The organism is Ochrobactrum sp. WV_118_8 (assembly GCF_039631535.1).
In the GTDB taxonomy this organism is placed as follows: Bacteria; Pseudomonadota; Alphaproteobacteria; order Rhizobiales; family Rhizobiaceae; genus Brucella; species Brucella anthropi.
The window spans coordinates 1,359,140-1,381,037 of record NZ_JBDIUZ010000002.1; the positions used below are offsets into that span (position 1 = coordinate 1,359,140).

Genomic DNA, 21,898 nt, shown 5'->3' on the forward strand with positions numbered 1-21,898 from the left:
CGGCGCGTTTCCCTTCGACCTGGATTCTGCCCGCTCCGGATTGCATTATTCAATTAATACCATCCTGTGTTGAATTTGAGCCAGCAGAAAATTCCGGATCGAACCGTTGAACGTTCAATTTAGAACCTGTCGGTTAGCAATTGGTTTACCATCGCGGCCTTGCTTTAAAATTCGCTAAAGTTTCGAAAAATTTTTGAATCAAGCAACATTAAGGTCGGGTCATTGAATGTGATGGGATGGGTCACGCAATTTCGTCGTTCTTTAATGAAAAGGCCTTATTTGAAATTCAGTCGTTTCAATGCTTTGATAGTAAATCTGAAATAGTGAAATCGAGGAGAGGAATGAGTTCGATCCGAAAAATTCGCAAGGCCGTGTTCCCTGTTGCAGGTCTTGGCACCCGCTTCCTGCCCGCCACCAAATCCATCCCCAAAGAAATGCTGACGGTCGTCGACAAGCCCGTCATTCAGTATGTGGTCGATGAGGCGCGCGAAGCTGGTATCGAACATCTGATTTTCGTCACCGGGCGCAACAAGGCGGTCATCGAAGACTATTTCGATGCGCAGGTTGAGCTTTATTCCACGCTCGCAGAGCGCGGCAAGAAGGCGGAACTGGAGCATCTTCAGGATATCCAGCCGCAGCCGGGAACGACAAGCTTCACCCGCCAGCAGGTGCCGCTCGGTCTTGGCCATGCAGTCTGGTGCGCTCGTGAGCTCGTCGGTGATGAACCCTTCGCTCTCTTGCTGCCAGATATGGTCATGCAGTCGAAGAAGGGCTGCCTGAAGGAGATGGTCGAGCTTTACGAAAAGACCGGCGGCAACGTCATCGCCGTGCAGGAATGCGACCCGGAAGAAGCGCATAAATACGGTATCGTCGGCAAGGGCGAAGCCATCGGCAGCGGTTTCGAAATCACACAGATGGTTGAAAAACCTGCCAAGGGCACGGCGCCTTCCAATCTTTACATCAATGGTCGCTATATCCTGCAGCCGGAAATCTTCGAACTTCTGAGCAAGCAGGAAAAGGGCGCTGGCAACGAAATCCAGTTGACGGATGCCATGCTGAAGCTTGCCGACGCACAGAAATTCTTCGGCTTCGATTATCAGGGCCTGACATTCGACTGCGGCTCCAAGGCTGGTTTCATTGAAGCCAACGTTGCCTTTGCGTTGTGGCGCAACGACATTCGGCCTTCCGTCGAAAGCTCGATCGGCAATCTGCTGAACACCATCAAACCAGCCTGATATAACCAGTCAAATCTCTGGTCACGCCCCCTGCAAAGGGGGCGTTTTTTTATGGTCGCGGGTATTATTTCCGTGAAACTTGCTTTTTTTGACAATGACAATAGGCTTTTGGCCTAGTACGTACCCAAAAAAGTGTGAAACATCTTTTGGGTGCAATCGGTCAAACAGGTTCCTCCCCCTCATAAGGAATAAAGCATGCAGGAATTCCAGCAGACGATGGGTGCAGGCGCGCTCATCTCGATCGCGGTGGGCGCTGTTCTATTATTGCTTTTGCTCATCATCCGGTTTCGTGTCCATGCCTTCGTAGCGCTTATAATCGTCAGCCTCTTGACGGCGCTCGCGACCGGCATCCCGGCAGGCAATATTCTGACGACAATCACTTCCGCCTTCGGGTCAACCCTTGGCGGGGTGGCACTTCTGGTCGGTCTTGGCGCAATGCTGGGCCGGTTGCTTGAAATATCCGGTGGCGCACAGGCACTGGCCGACGATCTCATCCGACGGTTCGGCGAAAAGCGCGCGCCTATGGCGCTTGGCATCGCGTCGCTCATCTTCGGCTTCCCTATCTTTTTCGATGCGGGATTGGTCGTGATGCTTCCCGTGGTCTTCACCGTCGCACGGCGCCTTAAAGGAAGCTTGCTTCTCTACGGTATTCCGGTCGCAGCGGCCTTTTCGGTGATGCACGTTTTCGTGCCGCCGCATCCGGGCCCGGTGGCCGCATCCGAGCTTCTGGGTGCAGATGTGGGGCTTCTCATCCTCGTCGGGATCGTGGTCGTCATACCTGTCTGGTTCATTGCCGGGCACCTTTTTGGTGCATGGATCGGCAAGAAGATCGTACTTCCGATCCCCGATAGTTTTGATGCCGGGAAAAACGGAGAAGAAGCTGTCAATCCTCCGAGTTCCGGCTTGGTCATGTTGCTGCTTCTGCTGCCGCTGGTTCTGATCTTCATCAATACGGGGCTCGATTTTGCCCGCGCGCAAGGCTGGGTCAGTGCCGATGCAAACTGGTATCAGCTGGCGCGAATGATCGGATCGACGCCGGTTGCTCTCCTGATTTCAGTGCTGGTGGCATCCTATGTGCTCGGGCCACGGCGCGGCAGAGATGCAGCCAGCGTCGAACGCATTCTCGATTCGGCGCTCGGTCCGGTGTGTTCCATCATCCTGATTACGGGCGCAGGCGGCATGTTTGGCGGTGTTCTGCGTGCTTCCGGCATTGGCGACGCCTTGTCAAATGCGTTCGCCGATACAGGACTGCCTGTCATCGTGGCAGGCTTCCTGATCGCAACGATTTTGCGCGTAGCACAGGGGTCGGCAACGGTAGCGCTGATAACGGCTGCCGGGCTTATCCAGCCTGCCGTTCAGGCTGCCGGATATCACGGACTTGAGACCGCCGCGGTGGTGATCGCCCTTGCTGCTGGGTCGGTCATGCTCTCCCACGTCAACGATTCCGGTTTCTGGCTCGTCGGTCGTTTCTTCAATATGGACGTCAAGACAACGCTGAAAACCTGGACGGTTCTGGAAACCCTTATCGGACTTCTGGGCTTCGGCATGGCGTGTATTCTGTTCTGGCTCGCTTAAACTCACGATAATACGGCATCCCGAAAGGGGTGCCGTCCTATCTCCACACTAGAGCATTTCCTGCTTTGATTGAATTATTGGAAATGCTCTATCTGTTTGTTTTCAATCATGTCTTTATCCCGAAACTGGTTCCCACTTTCGGGAGACATGCTCTAACGCTGCACCTTCACGCCGAGATAGACACTGTCGGCGGTATATTCGCGATCGGAAATCTTGCTTGTCAGGAATTCGTGACGCAGGCGCGCATCCAGCCCGACAAACCGGTTGATCCAGTAGGTTGCCCCGATCTGCGCACCGATCGTGTAGTCGGTTCCGGTGCCATCCTTGTTCTGCCGGATATTCGCGTCGAGCCTGCCATTGAGGCTCAGGTCTGAACGTATGCGGTGCGTCACATCGAGGCTGGCAAAATGCAGGAGTGATCCTGCAATGCCGGGCGTGGTCGAAGTATCGACCATTGTCTGCGCATAGAGGCTCACATCGGTTCCGCGTAGCGGTGACCAGTTGAGCGCTGCATTGATCGACGGTCCGCTGATGTCGCCAAGACGAGAATCATCGCTGTTGGCGCGCATGTAACCGGCGGCGAATTCGCCGTTCAGCTTTTCGCCCATATCCAGCATCATACCGCCACGCAGGGCAAATTGTGATCCGCTGCGTTCATAGCCGTTGCTGTCTACCTTCTCGTCGAAGATGCGCTTGCCCAGCTCAACTTCAGTGAAGGGCTTGATTGCCGGGGACAAGCTGAAACCGCCGCGCAGCGTAATGCTGGCATAGGTGTTGTCGCGATCCTTCTGGCTGACCGTGCCGCCGGAGGACAATTCCGCATCGCCATAAATATTGTGCTCGACCCGTCCGGTTGCGCTGCCGAAGATCAGGCCCATGTCTCGTTCGACGCCGAGGCTTCCATTGAGTGTGTGAACCAGAGGCCGTTGCAATGCGCCGACGACCCCGTTCGGGCTTGACGCGCTTTCGCGGCGCAGCCGATAGCCTGCGCCAGTGTTGACGGTCGTCTGATCACCGAGATCGAAACGCAGTTTGCCCTGAATATCGACCTGCGGTTCGGAAACGTCTTCGCCCGAAATGGACTTGGCCCATGTGCCCGAAGCATCGAGTGTTGCCTGATGGCGCGCCCAGTCCGACTGTGCATTGAGCCGCAACGTGGTTTCGTTGAGAACGGCGCTGGAACCGCTTGCGCTGTTGTCGCCGTTGGTCGTGACACGGATACCCTGTTCCAGCGACGGTCGCAGGATAAACGAACCGGTGCGAATGCCGACCGGCGCGAACGGATCGGCTTCCTGCGTGGAGCTGCGCCCCTGCTCGGGCGATTGCCGGAGATTTTCGCGCTGTGCCCGGCCCGTTTCGTCGCTTGCGTCGGTATCGACCGAGCCAACACGAATATTGTCGGGTCGAAGCGGCTGACGGTCCTGCGGCACGGGAACGGTCGGAGCGGTTTGTGTTGTGGTGGTCGGGTCTGCCGCTGTCGTGTTTTCAGGCGGAGTATAACTGTCGTCGGTCGTCTCGCTGGTGCCGTCATCATATCCGGGGGCGGCAAGCCCACGATTTGCGAGCGTTTCCGGCGAGGAGGCTGAAAGCACGTCCTCGGCAACGCTTCCGCGCAGATAGGCTTCCTGAGCAAATGCAGAACCATGACAGATTGCTATCGCCACGCCCGACAAAAACAGGCATTGCAGCCTGCGGGCAATGGGCGTCGAACCGCCAGAAGGGGTCTTGGCAAATAGCATGTCGTGTTTTCAAACCGTCGCAACGTGGTAGATGAACGGTAAAGGCACATGGTTAATTCTTGGTTGCTGCGGCTGAATTCATGGCGATGCTCGCTGCACAAATGTTTGGACAACCGACTGTGAAAAAGTTAACCCTTGCCGCCATGGAAAAGCTCGATCAGATCATCCCTCCGGCAGATGCGGAAGCGACTATTGCTTCGGCGCTGCGCACCATAAAGACCGAAAATGCGGGCCTCGCAGCGCTTGAAGAAGCGCTGAATGACGGCCTTTCCGGCCCCTTTGTCGAAGCGGTGAAGCGTATCGTCGCCTCGCGCGGACGTCTGGTCGTTACGGGCGTCGGCAAGAGCGGCCATATCGGCTCCAAGCTCGCTGCTACTTTTGCCTCGACCGGTACTTCGGCATTCTTCGTTCATTCGGCGGAAGCCAATCACGGCGATCTCGGCATGATCGACCGCGACGATGTTATTTTGGCCATCTCATGGTCGGGTGAAACGGCAGAATTGAAGGGGATCGTCAATTATTCGCAGCGCTTCCGCATTCCATTGATCGCGATTACCTCACGTGAGGATTCTGCGCTTGGTCGTGCTGCGGATGTCGTGCTGCTCTTGCCGAAAACTGCCGAGGCCTGCCCGCATGGTCTGGCACCCACGACCTCAACCATGATGCAGCTTGCCATCGGTGATGCGCTGGCAATAGCACTTCTGGAAGCGCGCGGCTTCACCCCGAGTGACTTCAAGACATTTCATCCCGGTGGTTCGTTGGGGGCAAGTCTTATCCATATCCGCGATATCATGCATCGCGGCGAACGCCTCCCGCTGGTGGAAGTGGGCACCTCTCTGCCGGACGCGATGAAGGTTCTGGCGCAGAAGAGTTTTGGGTGTGTTGTGGTTGTCGACGGTGGTGGTGATCTGGCAGGCATCGTCACAGACGGCGATATATCGCGCAATCTGAGCCGAAACCTTGCGGCTTTGGCGGTTGACGACGTCATGACACGCAAGCCCAAGACGGTTGACCAGAACATGCTGGCGACGGCAGCACTCAACACCATCAATGAAAATCACATCGGCGCACTGATCGTCACCGAGGCCGGACGCCCGATCGGGCTTGTGCATTTCCACGACCTGCTGCGGATCGGCGCTGCTTGATAGAGTATTGAGGCATTATATTTTGTAGGGCAGACATATTGCCCTACTGCCTTATTCTGCCACTTCAATCTCCAGCGAGACCGGATCAAAAGCCACAACGCGGACTTCTGTTCCGGTTGGCAGATCAGGGCCCTTCACGCGCCACATCGTATCGTTGATACGGATACGCCCGCGACCATTGATGATCGGTTCGGTCAATGTCGCGCGCTGGCCGACCAGCTGTTCACCGCGGCGATTGAGTAAGGGCTCGTCTGCATCGGTGCTGCGTGAGCCAAAAAAGCGACGCCCCACCAGCACGAAAATGACGGCCAGAACCAGAAACACAACCGTCTGAAACTGCCAGCCAAACCCTGTCGTCGAAGACAAGAGAAAGGCGAGCGCACCGGTTACAAGTGCTGCAAGCCCGAACCAGATGAAGAAGAAGCCGGGCGCCGAGATTTCCAGAATGAGCAGGATCAGCCCGAAAACGAGCCAGTTCCATATGCCAAGACCGGACAGAAATTCGATAATCATGGCGCCCTCTCTTCCTTTTTTTGAGCAGCTTTAGCGCCCTGCGGACGGAACGCTGCGCGGGCGGGAAGGGGTCGGCGGCTGCGGTGCCGGGTCTACCGGCCTGCTGCCATCACCAAAGACTTCCTTGGCAATTGCACCAATGCCGCCGAGCGAGCCGATAAGGGCACTCGCCTCAAGCGGCATCAGCACGACCTTTTGGTTCTTGGCGCTGGCAATATTGCTGAGAGCTTCCGTATATTTCTGCGCAACGAAGTAGTTAAGCGCCTGCACATTGCCGTTGGCAACGGCATCGGAAACCATGGTGGTGGCTTTCGCTTCGGCTTCCGCGAGGCGCTCGCGTGCCTCTGCCTCGCGCTTGGCCGCTTCCAGCTTGCCTTCAGCTTCGAGAATCTGTGACTGCTTCTGACCCTCGGCGCGCAAAATCTGCGCGTTGCGGTCGCCCTCGGCTTCAAGAACCTGCGCGCGCTTGTCACGCTCTGCCTTCATCTGGCGCGCCATCGAGGTGACGATATCTTCCGGCGGATTGATATCCTTGATTTCCACGCGGGTCATTTTGAGGCCCCACGGATGGGCAGCTTCGTCGACGACTCGTAACAGACGATCATTGATGGCATCGCGGTTCGACAGCAGCTCGTCGAGATCCATCGAACCCATGACGGTACGGATGTTGGTCATCGTAAGATTGAGGATCGCATATTGCAGGTTCGCGACCTGATAGGCTGCCTGTGCTGCGTTCAGCACCTGATAGAAAGCCACGCCGTCAACGCCGACAATGGCGTTGTCACGGGTGATGACCTCCTGCGTCGGCACATCAAGCACCTGTTCCATCATGTTGAGGCGCGCGCCGATGCGGTCAAAAAATGGCACGATCAGATTGAGGCCGGGATTGAGGGTGCGCGTATAGCGACCGAACCGCTCGACTGTGTAGTTGAACCCCTGCGGCACGGTCTTGATACCGGCAAACAGCGTTGCCAGAACCAGTGCGGCCAGAATGAGCAGCGTGATATCGAAACCGGTCATTGATTGTTTCCCTTTTAAGGCATTAAGGCAGTAGGGTAATATGACAATAGATGCTTTAGCGCGGCAAACATACTGCCCTAATCGCCTATTGCCTTACACCCATCCCTGCAATTCGCGGCGCACCAGTGTCTCGATGACCTTCATGCCGTCTTCGTTGTCGTTGAGACAAGGAATATGGCTGAAATTCTCGCCGCCGTTTTCCAGAAATTCTTCAGCAGCCTCATTGCCGATCTCGTCCACTGTTTCCAGACAGTCGGCCACGAAACCCGGATTGAGAACGGCCATCGACTTGACCCCGTGCTTGGCCAGTTCTTCCACCGTTTCGTCGGTATAAGGCTGGAGCCATTCTTCCGGACCGAAACGCGACTGGAATGTGGAGCGAAACTGGCTGTCATCAAGGCCCAGCCGGGCCTGCAGCAGGCGCGATGTTTCAAGACATTGCTGGCGGTAGGGGTCGCCCTTGTCCGAATAGCTTTTCGGAATGCCATGATAGGATGCGAGGACCACTTCCGGCTTGAAGGAAAGTGTTTCCAGATGTTTCTCGATGGAGCGGGCCAGTGCTTCGATGTAAACGGGTTCCGTCTCGTAAGACGGGACGATGCGCACCGCTGGCTGGAAGCGCTTTTTCATGAGCGCTTCGAAGAACTTGTCATTCACCGTAGCGGTCGTCGTTGCCGAATATTGCGGATAGAGGGGGAACATGACGATCCGCTCGCAACCTTGCTGCAGCAGACGGTCGGTCACGCTTTCAATGGAGGGCTGGCCATAGCGCATTGCCCAGTCCACGACCACATTCGGATAGTCGGCAAGCGCCTTGGCAAGCTTCTCGCCCTGCGCGCGCGTATAGGTCCGCAGCGGAGATTCGTTTTTCTCGCGGTTCCAGATGCGGTCGTAAAGCTTGCCGGAACGCTTCGGGCGAGTGTTGAGAACGATGCCGTAAAGGATCGGATACCAGATAAGACGCGGCCATTCGATGACGCGGCGATCCGAGAGAAACTCGGCCAGATAGCGGCGCATTGGGCCGTAACTCGTGCCATCCGGTGTGCCGAGATTGACCAGCAGAACACCGACCTTGGGCAGTTTTGCCTGCACCTCAGTTTTGGTTGTCTGGCTGGGCTTCTCCTGCACTTTATCCATCTCACTCATCTTCCGACTCCTGTTCAGCCGGAAAACTAGAGAAAAAAAGACAAATTACAATCCTGACAATTGCCGCTGGCGCAATTCTATCGGCGCGGGTGTTTCCCGCGCCGTAAATATCTGAAACTTACGCAAGATATCGGGTGCTTATGCCGCCGCGCGACGCGTTAGGGAGAAGCGCGAACCCGACGACGACGTGCAGTTGAGCTGCGTCGGAGAAACAAGTGCGCAGTTCACTTTTGAAGACGTGCCGCGCACGATGGAACGCATGTCGATCTCGACAAGCTGCGGCGACTGGTAACGGTAGTTGCCTTCGGCAAGCTTTTCGTTTGTGTCGGTGGAGCGGGTCTCGAAAATGCCGCCGTTGAACGACGAGACGATGCCGTTTGGATCGACCCAGCTGCCTTCGATGCCGGCAGGGGCGCGGGATACGGTCGGGACATTGCCGCCGACCGGGCCAGTCGTTTCACACGCGGCCAACGCCAGCGACATGACTGCAAGAGGGGCAATGATGCGGAAGCGTTTCATATCCATGCTCTCCATTAAAGCATTTTCGGGCCAGAACTGCGAAATGGCTGGCGTCTGAAATGCGTAAAACCAAGTATTTAGAGCGGCTTCAACGATTCCGTGCTGATTGGAACCGCTCGGGGATGGTTAGTTTGATGTATTGAAACTTGCACGAAAACAAGCCCTCATTGTGAGGAATGGGCCTCCGCCTGTCGATTTGTTGACAATGATGCAAGATCGCCGCGCAGAGTGGAAGGCTGTGCCCGATCTTTCCGTTTCGCTGTCACGACCCGAAAATCAGCATTGCCGATATAAACATCATGACGGCGACGATCACCGACGACGCTGAAAGTGCGCGACGAAGATAGTGCTTGAGCGCAGTACTGTTCTTGAACGAGACCATGGAGGCAATGGATTTCGTTAACTGGTAGAGAGCGAGATAGAGGACAATCGAGATTAGCCCGATCGTCCATCCAAACTGCACCGTCTGGCTGGGATGCCCCGGCACACCTAGAATCCAGGGCAAGACCAGAAGTCCGCAGATCAGAGCCATCAGATCAGGAAACCGGCTTACAGCCAGCCTTATCGTATTGCGGGCAAATATCGATAAACGCACATATTCCTCATGGAATGGCCCGGTCGAAGCCGGGCCAGCTTGATTAGCGAACCAGAATATTCCGGAATTGCCACGGATCCTTGGTATCGAGGTCTTCCTTGAACAGATGGCCGCGACCTTCCAGCGGTGTCCAGTCAGTGTAATAGCCGTTCAACGGACCCAGATATTGCATCTGGACTTCAAGGCAACGGCGGTAATCCATCTCGTCGGTCTCGACGATGCCGCTGCGCGGATTTTCCAGCGCCCAGACCATGCCCGCCAGAACGGCTGAGGAAACCTGCAGGCCAGTCGCGTTCTGATAAGGCGCAAGTTTGCGCGCTTCCTCTACGGTCAACTGCGAGCCGTACCAATAGGCATTCTTGTCGTGGCCATAAAGCAGCACGCCAAGTTCATCACTGCCGTCCAGAATTTCATGCTCTTCCAGAACATGCTGCACGGGTTGCGCCTTGCCGCTTGCGCCGAACATTTCGTCAAGAGCCAGAATGGCGTCATTGCTCGGGTGATAGGCGTAGTGACAGGTCAGGCGGAAATCAAGCTTGCCCTTCTTGTCGCGCAGCGTGAAAAAATCGGCGATGGAGATCGCTTCATTGTGGGTGACGAGCAAGCCATATTGCGCGCCGAGCGTCGGACACCAGGTGCGAATACGGGTATTGCCGCCGGGCTGTTCGAGGAAAATTGCGGCCTTGTTGCCCTTCTTCTGCTTGCGGGCATTCTTGGGCATCCATTTTTCATGGCTGCCCCAGCCAAGCTCTGCCGGTTGCAGGCCTTCGGCGATGAACCCTTCGACGGACCATGTATTCCAGAATGTGTTGAAAGGTTTCGGCTCTTTTGCGCGTTGGGTATCGCGTTCGGCGATGTGGATACCCCTGACGCCGGCTTTTTTCATCAGTTTCGCCCAGCCGTGGCGATCATCCACTGCCGGTTCGGTGAAATCGAGCTTCAGTTCAGTCGCAAGATCGACGAGCGCTTTCTTGACGAACCACGAGACCATGCCCGGATTGGCACCGCAGCAGGAAACTGCGGTCGTGCCGCCGGGATTCTTGCGCTTTTCAGCGCGAACCGTTTCGCGCAGCGCATAGTTGGTTCGCGAGGCATTGTCTGCGTCTTCATCGAAATAGAAGCCGAGCCAAGGCTCCACCACGGTGTCGATATAAAGCGCGCCATGCTCTCGGGCGTAACGCATCAGATCGAGTGATCCGGTATCGACCGAAAGATTGACGATGAAAGGCTGGCCTTCCGTTTCTTTCAAGAGAGGTCCAAGAACCTTCTTGTAATTGTCCTTGGTGATTGCTTCCTTGATGAAGCGGATGCCCTTGTCATCGAGGATTTTGCGATTGGCGTCGCTCGGATCGATCACGACCATGCGCGACTTGTCGAATTTGAAATGACGTTCAATCAGCGGCAGGGTACCGCGCCCGATCGACCCAAAGCCGATCATGATGACGGGGCCGGTTATCTCGCCATAGACTTGCCATTTCGCTTTCGCCATTTTCTTCCTCTGAGGTGCCGCAGAATTGCGGTGTTGGGTTATCCTTAGCCCGGTTTAGCTTATGCGCGGGAACGATAACACAACTTCATAGAAAGAAAGAAACGTCACAAGCCTATGACATCAATACATGTTTAATGCGGATTGGCTTTTTAAGCCTCGATCAACTGTGCGCGGATCATGCCGCGCAGCGAATTGCCGACGAGAATGTTGCGCGCATTTTTGAGCGTTTCGACGGTAACGATACCCTCTTCGACAACATTGTTGTTCAGCAATTCACGGCGCAGAACCCCGTCGAGGAGGCCGCATGATAGGGCGGGCGTCGTGCAGGTCGTGCCGCCAACATCGAGAAATATCGACGTAATGGTTCCCTCACAGACTTCGCCGCGATCATTGAGCAGGACGACTTCGTCGATCTCCGCCGGCGAGTACTCCTCGCGCGCTGCGATATAGGCCTGCCGTCGCGTCGTCTTGTGGCGCAACAGAGTATCATTGTGATCAAGGTGCGTGCGGGCAATTGCGATTCGCCAGATCGTCTGGCAGGAGAGTGGCTCAAAAGGTATGGTCGAGACAGTGGTCACGCCATCGGGCGCAAGTGTCAGCCGCACCTTCAGGGCCTGCTCACCGGTTCCGCTTTCTGAAACCTTCTGCCGGACAGCTTCCATATTGCAGGAAAAACCGAGTTCACGGGCGGAATTTTCGAGACGCGCCATATGCAAATCGAAGCGTAAAACGCCCGAGAGCGGTTCCCAGCGCATGGTTTCGATCAGCTGATAATCCGGCTCCATGATCACGGCCTGCGCCCCGTGTGGCTCGACAGTGCCGCGAACCGTGCTTTCAGAAGACATTCCTCGTACTCCGCTTGCGCCGTGGAATCGAAGACCACGCCACCCCCGACGTTGAAGATCGCACGATTTTCATCGAGAAGCGAGATCGTGCGAATGGCAACGTTGAAACGCATCCGCCCGCTTGGCTCGATCCAGCCGAGCGAGCCGCAATAAATGTCGCGCGGCCCGGCCTCCAGTTTACGCAGGATTTCCATGGCGCTGATCTTTGGTGCGCCGGTGATCGAGCCGCACGGGAAAAGGGCTGCAAAGAGCGTGCGCAATGGCAGGTTTTCTTTCAGTCTGGCCCGCACGCGGCTGATCATCTGGTGGACGGTGGGATAGGTTTCGATGCGGAAGAGTTCCGGCACATCGAGCGATCCTACTTCGCTGACAAGCGAAATGTCGTTGCGAAGCAGATCAACGATCATACGGTTTTCGGCCTGATTCTTCGGGTCGTTCAGCAGAAACTGGCGGTTCTGCTCGTCTTCTTCAGGCGTCGCACCGCGGGGCATGGTGCCTTTCATCGGATGGGTTTCAATCCACCCGTCGCCGTCGACTTCAAAGAAAAGTTCCGGCGAGCGCGACAGGACAACCGGTCCACCAAGATCGCAATAGGTCGCGTAGCGAACCGGCTGACGTTTTGCGAGCATGTTGAACAGGATCCGCGGATCGCCGCCCCATTCCGCATGGATCGGAAAGGTGAGGTTGCCCTGATAGCAATCGCCTTCGCGCAAGTGCTGGTGCAAGCGTTCGAAGCGGGGCGCATAGTCGTCGAACGACCATTGCTCGACCGGATCGCGCAGAAAGGTGGCATTGTCTTCGCCGCGGCCGTGCATAGACTGGTCGGAAGGGCCATCGAACACGCCGAAGCAGAGAAGCGGGGCATTGCGTCCCTCTGGCAGCAACGGCTTCAGCTTGGGCTCGAGAAGATAGCCGGCTTCATAGGATAGATAACCCGCAAGCCATTTTCCGGCATTATGGGCCGCCTGCATCGCATCCCATGCGGGTTCAAATTCATCAGGTGTGTCGGCGCGAATGATCGATGAGGGGGCCGTGAAAAGCACATCGCGGCCCGCCTTGTCATCCCGGAACAGGATAAACGGCTTATTGCTTTGGTGAGTCACGCAAGTGCTCAGTCTTCCATGGCTTCAAGCTCGTCGATGATGCCTTCGATCACCGACAGGCCCTTGCTCCAGAAATCCGGATCGCTTGCATCCAGACCGAACGGCGCAAGCAATTCCTTGTGGTGCTTGGTGCCGCCAGCCTTCAGCATGTCGAAATATTTCTGCTGGAAGCCCTTTTCCGAGTTCTGGTAGACCGCATAAAGCGAGTTCACCAGACAATCGCCGAAAGCATAGGCATAGACATAGAACGGCGAATGGATGAAGTGCGGGATATAGGTCCAGAAGGTCTCGTAACCCGGATTGAGATTGACGGCATCGCCAAGGCTTTCGCGCTGCACATCCATCCAGATTTCGCCGATGCGTTCTGCGGTCAGTTCGCCTTCGCGGCGCTCGGTATGGACGCGACGTTCGAACTGGTAGAAGGCTATCTGGCGCACGACCGTGTTGATCATATCCTCGGCCTTCTGCGCCAGCATGGCCTTGCGCTCGCGCTTGTCTTTCGTGCGCTCCAGAAGCGAACGGAAGGTCAGCATTTCGCCGAACACGGATGCGGTTTCAGCAAGCGTCAGTGGCGTTGAGGCCATCAGAGCGCCCTGACCACCCGCCAGAACCTGATGCACGCCATGGCCCAGCTCATGTGCCAGCGTCATCACATCGCGCGGTTTGCCCATATAATTGAGAAGCACGTAAGGATGCGCAGACGGAACGGTCGGATGTGCAAAGGCGCCCGGTGCCTTACCGGGGCGGACCGGCGCGTCGATCCAGTTCCTGTCGAAGAATTTCTTCGCAATCTCGGCCATTTCCGGTGCGAAATTGCCATAGGCGGAAAGTACGGTTTCACGCGCTTCATCCCAAGGAATGAGCGCCTGCGGCGTTTCCGGCAGCGGCGCGTTGCGATCCCAGTTTTCAAGCTTTTCGAGGCCAAGCCATTTGGCTTTCAGGGCATAATAACGGTGCGAAAGGCGTGGATAGGCGTCTTCCACCGCCTTGGCGAGTGCGTCCACCACTTCCCGCTCGACGCGGTTGGCAAGGTGGCGGCTGTCGGCAATATCCTGAAAACCGCGCCAGCGATCGGAAATTTCCTTGTCTTTGGCGAGCGTGTTGGTGATCAGTGTGAATGTGCGCAGATTGGCGGCAAAAATCTTTGCCAGTGCATCGGAGGCTTTTTTACGCACGGCCCCATCGGCGTCCTGAAGCATGTTCAGTGTCGGCTCGATGCTGAGTTCCTTGCCATCGATTTCAAATCGAAGCCCTGACATCGTTTCATCGAACAGCCGGTTCCAGGCGCTGTAGCCGGTAATCGACTTTTCATGGAAGAGCTGCTCCAGCTTGTCATCGAGCTGATATGGCTTGTCCATGCGCAGATCGGTCAGCCATGGGCGATAATGGCCAATGGCTTCGTTATCGCTCATCGCCTTTTCGAGAACTGCATCCTCGATGCGGTTCAGTTCAAGGCCGAAGAAAATGAGATGGGTGCTGGCGTCGGTCAGCTTTTGCTGCACATCACCGAAAAGCTTCATGCGCTTCGGGTCGGACGTGTCGCCATAATAGTAGAGGCCCGCGAAGGAGCCGATACGGCCCATCAGTTCGTCCAGAGCCTCGAATTCCTTGATTGCATCGACAAAATTGCCGCCATTGGTCTTGGCTGCTTCGTCGCCGAGCTTGCCTTTCCAGCGTTTCTCGAAGGCTGCAGCGTCCTTCATAGCCTTTTCGATATCGTTTTTCAGTTCTGCGCTGTCCGCAGACGGATAAAGATCGCCCAGATTCCATTCCGGCAGGTTGCCGAGGTCAGTCGTTTCGGCAGCAACCGCATCACTGGCCGGTGCGTACAAAACCTTGTTGAAGGAAACGGATTCTGAAAAGCGGGTCATGAACATTCTCCAAGAGCATTTCCAGAAAAAGTGCGAAACGGTTTTTCGTCGGATAATGCGTACAAACAAAGAGATAGAGCGGTTCCACGATTCCGCGTTAACCGGAACCGCTCTACTAGGCCTCTTCTCGCATGTCTTGCCAGGATCGCCAAGAGGTGGGAAAAGCGCCTCGAAATTTTGTGATGGCCTGTCCCGCGGTGGATTGCAGAAAAGCAAATACCTGAATCGGGGAGTGGATTCAGGATACAATTTTTGTGAATGGGACGTTCAGGTACATTTAGTACCTTGCATTCGACGAAGGCTTGCCTCCAAATAACGCGCCTGGAATATGAGACATTTAAACTGTTTAAGTATTTTGGGCGTGGGAACTCCATAGGTTGATGATAGCTGTTAATGGCCACGCGCATACTCATAGCGGATGACGATCCGATTCATCGGCGCAATCTTGAAGCGATAGTCATGCGCATGGGCTATCGGACCATTCTTGCTGACGGTGGAGCAAGCGCACTCGGCTTTGTAAGCCAGCGTAAGGACATCGTCCTGATGCTGCTTGATCTATCGATGCCGGACATGGATGGCCTGACCGTTTTGCGCCGGATGCGCGAAGCTGGAAATAATGTTCCTGTTATTGTTCTCGTTCAGAATGATGATCTCCAGCCGGTTCTGCTGGCAATGAAAATGGGCGCGGTCGATTTTGTGACCAAGCCGGTCGCCTTCGAGCGTGTGCAGGTTTCGGTTTCCAATGTTCTGAAGATCGATGCGCTGACGCAGGAAATCCGACGTGCCCGCTCATCCCTGAAAGCTCATCTGACACTTTCCGACATGGCGATCAAAAGCCCGGAAATGGAGCGGGTCAGCATTCTGGCACGTCGTGCCTCGGCGCTGGATGCACCGCTTCTGATCGAAGGAGAGCCCGGCAGCGGCAAGGAAACACTGGCGCGCGCTATTTGCAGCGGCGGTGCTCGCTGGCGTGGCCCTTTCGTGACCGTTGATTGCCGCACCTTGACCGTCGACAATGCCGACGAAGTTTTCTTCGGCGTTTCGACTGCACGGCGCGACCGCCGCGAGGATGATGTCATCCGCAGCCTCGGAAAACTCGTGGAAGCCGATGGTGGGACGCTCTTTCTGGATGAGGTGGGTGCACTGCCACGCCACACGCAGATCAAGCTTTTTGCCGCCATGCAGTCCGGCCAGTTCGAAACCGGCGGGGGAGGCGAGCGCGCGCTGTCCAACGCCCGCATAATGGCATCGAACAGCCGTCCTTTGGCGGATCTCGTCCATATGGGGCGTTTCCATGCAGGGCTTTACCATCTGCTCGGCTCCTTTGCCGTTGCTATGCCGCCGCTGCGCAACCGTCTGGAAGATATTCCGATCCTGCTGCATCAGTTCATGATGCGCTATGTCAGCGAAGAGCGGATGGGGCACATCACCGGCATCACCACCCATGCGCTGGAAAAGCTGAAGACCTATCATTGGCCCGGCAATGTGCGGGAGCTGAAAAATGCCGTTTATCGTGCCGTCCTTCTCTGCGAGACTGGCGAACTGACGGCAGCTGATTTCGCACAGATCGGTGCGGGGACAGAGGCCGCAAGGGCAGCACAGCAACCCGCCCAGTTCAACCTTGTCGATCACGATCCAACGGTGAATGGTCAGTCGGGCTTGTTCAGCGGGATCGACGGAGCAGGCGAGGTGCGCACCCTTGCCGCAGCCGAAGAAGAAATGATCCGGTTCGCGATCGCCCATTATGACGGGCAAATCAGTGAAGTTGCCCGTCGTTTGGGCATTGGAAGAACGACGCTTTACCGGAAGCTGAAGGAATATGGCATCGATGTGACGTCGATTTCCGGCAAGGGGCCGGGTGCCGATGAGGAGGGGGAAACGACCCCTTTCAACCGTGCTGCCAGTTGATGAAACTCTGCCTAACCAATTGAATTTTAGTCGTTTATAATAGATTGGCTGTCACGCCTGGCAGGTACTGTTGCCGATTAAAGACTGTTAATAATTTTTTAACCATGACAAAAATAGATGCGCGTGTGTGGCTTTTTTGCCATGGTGTTTCCTCATTTGTTGTTCACTAAGCGTCCATTAACCATTAAATCCGACAATCGGAGCTCGAGCGGAACTGGGACGCAGGCTTTTTGTGGCACCACAAAGAAAGTCCCGAGGGATGCCTGGAGAATGCTTCTGGGGCGGAAAAACGGTAAGGCGATACGATTCGATGAACAGCATATCGACCATTAAAGCGCGCTTTGCGAAGGTTTGGACCGGGATGAAGGCATCTATGTCCGTTCCGTCTGCCCTTGCCGCTGCTGCGGTTCTCATGGCGCTGTCTCCTTCGCAGGCTTCGGCTGAAACCCGCTCTCTCAAGCTTTATTACGTTCACACCGGTGAAAAAGCGGAAATCGTCTTCAAGAGAAACGGTCGCTTTGACGCCCAAGGTTTGAAGAAGCTGAACGTTTTCCTGCGAGACTGGCGCCGCAACGAGCCGACCAAGATGGACCCGCGCCTGTTCGATCTGGTCTGGCAGGTCTATCGCTCTACTGGGTCGAGCCAGTATATCACCGTCGTTTCCGCTTATCGTTCACCGGCCACCAATGCCATGCTGCGCTCGCGTTCCGCGAAGACCGGCGTTGCCAAGAAGAGCCAGCATATGCTCGGCCGAGCGATGGACTTCTATATTCCCGGCGTACCTCTGGCAAAATTGCGCGGCATCGGCATGCGCTATCAGATTGGTGGCGTTGGCTATTATCCGCGTTCCGGCTCGCCATTCGTCCACATGGATGTTGGCAATGTTCGCTCCTGGCCGCGCATGAGCCGCCGCGAACTGCTCGCACTCTTCCCGGACGGCAAGACCGCTCACCTTCCCGCAGACGGCAAGCCGTTGCCGGGCTATGAGCAGGCATTGGCCATGATCGAGAAGCGCAAGGCCGGTGGCGGCGAGATCTTGATGGCCAGCAATTCCGCGCCGCGTCGCAGCAAGAGCCTGTTCGGTGCGCTGTTTGGCGGCGGTGCCGACGAAGAAGAAGACACTGGTGATGTGAGCGCCCCGCCGGCGACGGCACGGCCGGCTCGCGCCGCGCCTGCGCGTCAGGCTCCGGCAGCGGTTCCGGAAGAGCCGGTCCAGCAGCCGCGTGAAACCATGGTTGCTGCTCTGCCTGCCCGCGATGCTCCGCTTCCAGTACAGGCACCGCGTCCGGAAACGGGCCTTGATGCACAGGCACAGGCCGCAGCCGAAGTCCCGGTCGCCGCACTAAACGTTCCTATCCCGGCTCGCAAACCCGCAATGGCGCCGCAGGATGCCGTTGCACTCGCCGCAGCCGAACCTGCCGCCGATGCGGCAGCTGCCGCCCGTGCCGCTGTGGATGCGAATACGGTTCAGGTTGCCGATGCTGGTACGCCTTCGCAGCTGATGAATGGTTTTGTGCCAATCCCGTCGGCTCGCCCGCAGCTTGAAACGGATAATATGCAGCTTGCAGCTGCGGTGGTGCCGTCAGCGCGTCCGACGCGTCCGGGTGAAAACCCTGCCACAAACGGTCAGGATGCGATTGCCGCACTGGTCAATAGCCAGCAGGCCGAACCGACGCAGCTTGCCGATGCAGGCAATGCGGCTGTGCCGCAGCCGGGCGAAACGGCAGCGTTCCCGCTGCCGAAGGAAGCGCCGCGTGCCAACACGCAGCTTGCCCTGCTTTCCAAGAGGGATGAGATCGGCGAACTGATCGCACCGCCTTCTGACGATTATTACGACAGCAAGCCGGTTGCAGACGCTGCGCCAAAACAGGCTCCAGCAGCTGTGCAGACAGCGTCGGTTGCCCGCACGGCACCGGCAAAGCCGACAGCTACTGCTTCTGCGGCAGTCCATAAACAGGTCGCAGTGATTGGCAAGGCAGCAGAAACTGGTGTTCGTACCACCGCGAAGGGCGGGCGTTATGTAGCCAAGGCCCAGTCCAAACCGCGTGCAGTTGTCCAGCCTGCGGTGATGCCAACTTCGGAAGTCGCCATGTCGACGGAATCGGTGTCGAGCGCCATACCGGTGACCAATCCGGTTCTCCGCAACGATGCGATGCGCTCCGCACCGGCCATGGTCTACACGGCAGGTTTCCAGCGTGGCAATTTGCCGACCGAACGCGCCAACCAGTTCAGCGGCAATGCCGTTACCTTCCTGACAGTGGCCAAGTTCACGGAAACCAACTGATCGCCATCCAAACGACGACAAACCAAAAGAAAAGGGGCCTTCGAGGCCCCTTTTTACATCCCATATGAGCTTACTCAGCTTTTCAGATCAGCTGCTTCGCTTGCAAGGTCGGTGATTGCATCCCAGTCGCCAGCCTCGACGAGTTCTTTCGGTGCAACCCACGAGCCGCCGACGCAGACGACGTTCGGCAGCGACAGGTAATTCCTGGCGTTTGCAAGGCTGATGCCGCCTGTCGGGCAGAAGAAGGTTCCGGCCAGCGGAGAGGACAGCGCCTTCAGGAACGATGCGCCGCCAGCCTGTTCAGCGGGGAAGAATTTCAGATGGGTATAGCCTTCCTCGCGGAGCGCCAGCATTTCGCTCGGTGTGATGGCGGCGGGCAGAAGTGGCACGTCGCTGTCATTGGCGGCAGCGACGATGTATTTCGTTGCGCCGGGGCTGACGATGAAGCGCGAACCAGCCTTCGCTGCATCCTCATATTGTTTGGCATTGAGGATCGTCCCGGCACCGACGATTGCTTCCGGCACTTCCGACGCGACCGCGCGGATGGCATCAAGTGCCGCAGCCGTGCGCAGGGTGATTTCGATTGCGGGCAATCCGCCTTTGGCAAGCGCGCGTGCCAGCGGAACAGCATGTTCCACCTTGTCGATCAACAGAACCGGAATGACCGGCTGGCCTGTCATGATGGGGGCGAGAAGATCGGTTTTCTGGGACATCGGCTTGCTCGGCTGTTTGAGTGGATAAATCGATTTAAAGCATTTCCAGCAAAAGTGTGAAACGGTTTTGCGTCGGATAATGCGTTAAAATGAACGATTAGAGCGGTTCCAACGGTTTCCGTTAAAACAGGAACTGCTCTAAGTCCCCTTCGGCAATTTGTCCACTACTGAAGGAGCCGCATTCATGCGGCTCTTTTAAAGTTCTCAAGCTGCTTTTGCCAGCGCTGATAGGCTTCGGCCATGCGTTTGTCATATTCGTTGCGGGCGAAAGCCGGACCGTTATAGCGTCGGGCGAACTCGCGCCAGTTGCGGACTTTCAGCACTTCGAGAAGCTCTGCCTTTTCGATGAAGCGCAGCATCAAGCGCGCCTGACCAGCAACCGATCCGCGTGCTTCCGCCACAAGTTCATCGACGGTGGCATAGCCAAGCCATTCCCAATGCGCACCCATAACCTGCCCCAGCCCCCAAGAGGTGGATTCAAGCGCTGCCTTTTTGCTCAAGCCCATCGCACGTTCAAGCAGAAGCCAGCGCGCGGTTTGCGATTTCGGATTGCGTATCTGGCCTGCGACTGGGGCGGACAGGCCGTTGCTCCTCGCATAGTCGCGCAGACGACCGGACAGCCTGTGGTCAAAATAATGTCCTTCGAACCGGATGGCCGGTTCCTTGCCTCCGCTGATATCGAATAGCGCCTGCCCGCCGCTTTCCACTTCCGCAATTGCCAACAAAGCCGCCGGGTTGATCTCCGTCTCATCTGCCATTGTCGTCAGGGCTGCAATTGTCTGGCTGTCGAACATATCTCTCTCCTCGAAAAGTGGTCTTCGAGGCGGATTTTGGGGCGTCTTGGTCGCATGAGGATAAAGTTGACTTGAATTCGCCGTTTGTGGGGATTAGTTGCGGGATAGTTTTCAAAGAAGATAGAACCGATGAGCAATTTGCCTTTCACCGTTGCCGCCCTTTATTGCTTTGCGCCGCTCCAGCAATATGAAAGCCTGCGCGAGCCGCTTGCCAAGCTTTGCTGCTCGAATGGCATCAAGGGAACGCTGCTTCTGGCGGCGGAAGGCATCAATGGGACGGTTGCAGGCACACCCCAGGCAATTGAAAAGCTGGTGCAGCACATCACGGCTATCCCCGGTCTGGCTGACCCGGAGCTCAAATATTCCCATGCGACCGAAATGCCGTTCCATCGCATGAAGGTGCGGCTGAAGCGTGAGATCGTCACCATGGGTGTCGATGGTATCGATCCGCTGAAAAGCGTCGGCACCTATATCGCGCCGCAGGACTGGAACGCACTCATCGCCGATGAGAACACCGTCGTGGTCGATACGCGCAACGATTATGAATATGCCATCGGCACATTCGAAGGGGCGCTTGATCCGCAGACCAAGACTTTTCGCGAGTTCCCCGAATGGGTCGAGCAGAACCGCGACAAACTGGAAGGCAAGAAGATCGCCATGTTCTGCACAGGCGGTATTCGCTGCGAAAAGGCAACGGCCTTCGTCAAGGGGCTGGGCTTCGACGATGTCTTTCATCTAAAGGGCGGTATCCTGAAGTATCTTGAGGAAGTTCCGCGTGAAGACAGCATGTGGAACGGAGAGTGCTTTGTGTTCGACGAGCGCGTGGCCGTGGGCCATGGCCTTGCTGAAAGCGATGTCGAACTGTGCCGCGCTTGCCGCCGCCCGATTTCGCCGGAGGACAAGCTTTCGCAGTTTTTCAAGGAAGGCGTTTCCTGTGCCGGTTGTTATGACGAGCGCACGCCGGAAGATCGCGCCCGCTACGCAGAACGCCAGAAGCAGGTGAAGCTCGCCGAAATGCGCGGGGCGCACAAGCACATCGGCAGTTGACGCAATTTGCGGCAATGCTCTAAAGCGCATCTCGAAAAGTGTGAAACGGTTTCGGACAAGATGCGCGTCAGAACAAAACAATAGAGCATTTCCAATGTTTTAATCAAAACAGGAAATGCTCTATTGCCGCATGCTCCCCATAGGGCTGGTCAAACAGATTTCATCCCATTATGGTGGCTCTGGTTCCGGAACGATCTGAATTCGTTACGGAATTTGGGCGGCTTTTGCATGGACGCCCGTGCATCAAGGGTTTGACGGCATCCGGGTCGCGTTTGCCTCCATCACACCCATCATCGCAAGTCGGGGCATAGGAAATCTCCAATGCTCATACAGAAACAGCGCCGGTTTTCCGGCGGA

General features: G+C 56.5%; 18 protein-coding genes. 6 read left to right on the plus strand and 12 right to left on the minus strand.

Annotated features, from left to right (window positions below; all coding sequences use genetic code 11):
• The first annotated feature begins 341 nt into the window (after positions 1-341).
• A complete protein-coding gene (gene galU / locus ABDF71_RS20355) occupies positions 342-1,235 on the plus strand; it encodes a UTP--glucose-1-phosphate uridylyltransferase GalU (RefSeq protein WP_012093562.1) in 894 nt (297 codons plus the stop codon).
• A 195-nt stretch (positions 1,236-1,430) separates the two neighbouring features.
• Complete coding sequence (locus ABDF71_RS20360; protein ID WP_010660668.1) at positions 1,431-2,810, plus strand: GntP family permease; 1,380 nt, start codon at positions 1,431-1,433, stop codon at positions 2,808-2,810.
• 152 nt (positions 2,811-2,962) lie between these two features.
• On the opposite strand, the gene ABDF71_RS20365 is transcribed toward ABDF71_RS20360, so the two are convergent.
• Positions 2,963-4,549, minus strand: a complete 1,587-nt coding sequence (locus tag ABDF71_RS20365; RefSeq protein ID WP_258125011.1) for an outer membrane beta-barrel protein — start codon at positions 4,547-4,549, stop codon at positions 2,963-2,965.
• 143 nt (positions 4,550-4,692) lie between these two features.
• On the opposite strand from ABDF71_RS20365, the gene ABDF71_RS20370 reads away from it, so the two are divergent.
• Positions 4,693-5,694, plus strand: a complete 1,002-nt coding sequence (locus tag ABDF71_RS20370; protein WP_029929782.1) for a KpsF/GutQ family sugar-phosphate isomerase — start codon at positions 4,693-4,695, stop codon at positions 5,692-5,694.
• 51 nt (positions 5,695-5,745) lie between these two features.
• Here ABDF71_RS20370 and ABDF71_RS20375 read toward each other — a convergent pair whose 3' ends face one another.
• From ABDF71_RS20375 to ABDF71_RS20415, 9 genes are all read right to left on the minus strand, one after another.
• Entirely contained in the window at positions 5,746-6,207 is a 462-nt protein-coding gene (locus tag ABDF71_RS20375; protein ID WP_010660671.1) for an NfeD family protein, read from the minus strand.
• Between the two features lie 30 nt (positions 6,208-6,237).
• On the minus strand, positions 6,238-7,227 hold the full coding sequence (locus tag ABDF71_RS20380; protein WP_010660672.1) for an SPFH domain-containing protein: 990 nt from the start codon (positions 7,225-7,227) through the stop codon (positions 6,238-6,240).
• A gap of 93 nt (positions 7,228-7,320) precedes the next feature.
• The gene (gene hemH, locus ABDF71_RS20385; RefSeq protein WP_258125012.1) at positions 7,321-8,373 is read right to left on the minus strand and encodes a ferrochelatase; all 1,053 of its coding nucleotides are present in this window, start codon (positions 8,371-8,373) and stop codon (positions 7,321-7,323) included.
• Between the two features lie 138 nt (positions 8,374-8,511).
• Positions 8,512-8,892 carry an outer membrane lipoprotein Omp10 gene (gene omp10, locus ABDF71_RS20390; protein ID WP_010660674.1) on the minus strand — a complete coding sequence of 127 codons (381 nt, stop codon included), beginning with the start codon at positions 8,890-8,892 and terminating at the stop codon, positions 8,512-8,514.
• Positions 8,893-9,154: 262 nt separating this feature from the next.
• Positions 9,155-9,487: a hypothetical protein gene (locus tag ABDF71_RS20395; protein WP_010660675.1), complete on the minus strand. Its 333-nt coding sequence runs from the start codon at positions 9,485-9,487 to the stop codon at positions 9,155-9,157.
• Positions 9,488-9,530: 43 nt separating this feature from the next.
• Entirely contained in the window at positions 9,531-10,976 is a 1,446-nt protein-coding gene (locus tag ABDF71_RS20400; RefSeq protein ID WP_258125013.1) for a homospermidine synthase, read from the minus strand.
• 149 nt (positions 10,977-11,125) lie between these two features.
• A complete protein-coding gene (locus tag ABDF71_RS20405) occupies positions 11,126-11,821 on the minus strand; it encodes an aminotransferase class IV family protein (protein WP_258125014.1) in 696 nt (231 codons plus the stop codon).
• The gene (locus ABDF71_RS20410; RefSeq protein ID WP_258125016.1) at positions 11,764-12,924 is read right to left on the minus strand and encodes an aminodeoxychorismate synthase component I; all 1,161 of its coding nucleotides are present in this window, start codon (positions 12,922-12,924) and stop codon (positions 11,764-11,766) included. The genes ABDF71_RS20405 and ABDF71_RS20410 overlap by 58 nt, the downstream gene beginning before the upstream one ends.
• 8 nt (positions 12,925-12,932) lie before the next feature.
• Positions 12,933-14,795 carry a M3 family oligoendopeptidase gene (locus tag ABDF71_RS20415; protein ID WP_010660679.1) on the minus strand — a complete coding sequence of 621 codons (1,863 nt, stop codon included), beginning with the start codon at positions 14,793-14,795 and terminating at the stop codon, positions 12,933-12,935.
• Positions 14,796-15,188: 393 nt separating this feature from the next.
• Here ABDF71_RS20415 and ABDF71_RS20420 point away from each other — a divergent pair, with 393 nt between their 5' ends.
• Both ABDF71_RS20420 and ABDF71_RS20425 read left to right on the plus strand, forming a co-directional pair.
• Positions 15,189-16,703 carry a sigma-54-dependent transcriptional regulator gene (locus ABDF71_RS20420; protein ID WP_258125017.1) on the plus strand — a complete coding sequence of 505 codons (1,515 nt, stop codon included), beginning with the start codon at positions 15,189-15,191 and terminating at the stop codon, positions 16,701-16,703.
• A gap of 361 nt (positions 16,704-17,064) precedes the next feature.
• Positions 17,065-18,987, plus strand: coding sequence for a peptidoglycan L,D-endopeptidase MepK (locus ABDF71_RS20425; RefSeq protein WP_258125043.1), 1,923 nt, complete (start codon positions 17,065-17,067; stop codon positions 18,985-18,987).
• A gap of 74 nt (positions 18,988-19,061) precedes the next feature.
• Here ABDF71_RS20425 and ABDF71_RS20430 read toward each other — a convergent pair whose 3' ends face one another.
• Positions 19,062-19,700, minus strand: coding sequence for a 2-dehydro-3-deoxy-phosphogluconate aldolase (locus tag ABDF71_RS20430; RefSeq protein WP_151610365.1), 639 nt, complete (start codon positions 19,698-19,700; stop codon positions 19,062-19,064).
• Positions 19,701-19,882: 182 nt separating this feature from the next.
• Entirely contained in the window at positions 19,883-20,494 is a 612-nt protein-coding gene (locus ABDF71_RS20435; RefSeq protein WP_258125018.1) for an N-acetylmuramidase family protein, read from the minus strand.
• Between the two features lie 129 nt (positions 20,495-20,623).
• On the opposite strand from ABDF71_RS20435, the gene trhO reads away from it, so the two are divergent.
• On the plus strand, positions 20,624-21,541 hold the full coding sequence (gene trhO / locus ABDF71_RS20440; protein ID WP_258125019.1) for an oxygen-dependent tRNA uridine(34) hydroxylase TrhO: 918 nt from the start codon (positions 20,624-20,626) through the stop codon (positions 21,539-21,541).
• Positions 21,542-21,898 lie beyond the last annotated feature (357 nt).

Bases quoted from the DNA above. Each gene is read 5' to 3' on its own strand.
- galU (WP_012093562.1), top strand. From the start codon at position 342: ATGAGTTCGATCCGAAAAATTCGCAAGGCCGTGTTCCCTGTTGCAGGT.
- ABDF71_RS20360 (WP_010660668.1), top strand. From the start codon at position 1,431: ATGCAGGAATTCCAGCAGACGATGGGTGCAGGCGCGCTCATCTCGATC.
- ABDF71_RS20365 (WP_258125011.1), bottom strand. From the start codon at position 4,549: ATGCTATTTGCCAAGACCCCTTCTGGCGGTTCGACGCCCATTGCCCGC.
- ABDF71_RS20370 (WP_029929782.1), top strand. From the start codon at position 4,693: ATGGAAAAGCTCGATCAGATCATCCCTCCGGCAGATGCGGAAGCGACT.
- ABDF71_RS20375 (WP_010660671.1), bottom strand. From the start codon at position 6,207: ATGATTATCGAATTTCTGTCCGGTCTTGGCATATGGAACTGGCTCGTT.
- ABDF71_RS20380 (WP_010660672.1), bottom strand. From the start codon at position 7,227: ATGACCGGTTTCGATATCACGCTGCTCATTCTGGCCGCACTGGTTCTG.
- hemH (WP_258125012.1), bottom strand. From the start codon at position 8,373: ATGAGTGAGATGGATAAAGTGCAGGAGAAGCCCAGCCAGACAACCAAA.
- omp10 (WP_010660674.1), bottom strand. From the start codon at position 8,892: ATGAAACGCTTCCGCATCATTGCCCCTCTTGCAGTCATGTCGCTGGCG.
- ABDF71_RS20400 (WP_258125013.1), bottom strand. From the start codon at position 10,976: ATGGCGAAAGCGAAATGGCAAGTCTATGGCGAGATAACCGGCCCCGTC.
- ABDF71_RS20405 (WP_258125014.1), bottom strand. From the start codon at position 11,821: ATGTCTTCTGAAAGCACGGTTCGCGGCACTGTCGAGCCACACGGGGCG.
- ABDF71_RS20415 (WP_010660679.1), bottom strand. From the start codon at position 14,795: ATGACCCGCTTTTCAGAATCCGTTTCCTTCAACAAGGTTTTGTACGCA.
- ABDF71_RS20420 (WP_258125017.1), top strand. From the start codon at position 15,189: ATGGCCACGCGCATACTCATAGCGGATGACGATCCGATTCATCGGCGC.
- ABDF71_RS20425 (WP_258125043.1), top strand. From the start codon at position 17,065: ATGAAGGCATCTATGTCCGTTCCGTCTGCCCTTGCCGCTGCTGCGGTT.
- ABDF71_RS20430 (WP_151610365.1), bottom strand. From the start codon at position 19,700: ATGTCCCAGAAAACCGATCTTCTCGCCCCCATCATGACAGGCCAGCCG.
- ABDF71_RS20435 (WP_258125018.1), bottom strand. From the start codon at position 20,494: ATGTTCGACAGCCAGACAATTGCAGCCCTGACGACAATGGCAGATGAG.
- trhO (WP_258125019.1), top strand. From the start codon at position 20,624: ATGAGCAATTTGCCTTTCACCGTTGCCGCCCTTTATTGCTTTGCGCCG.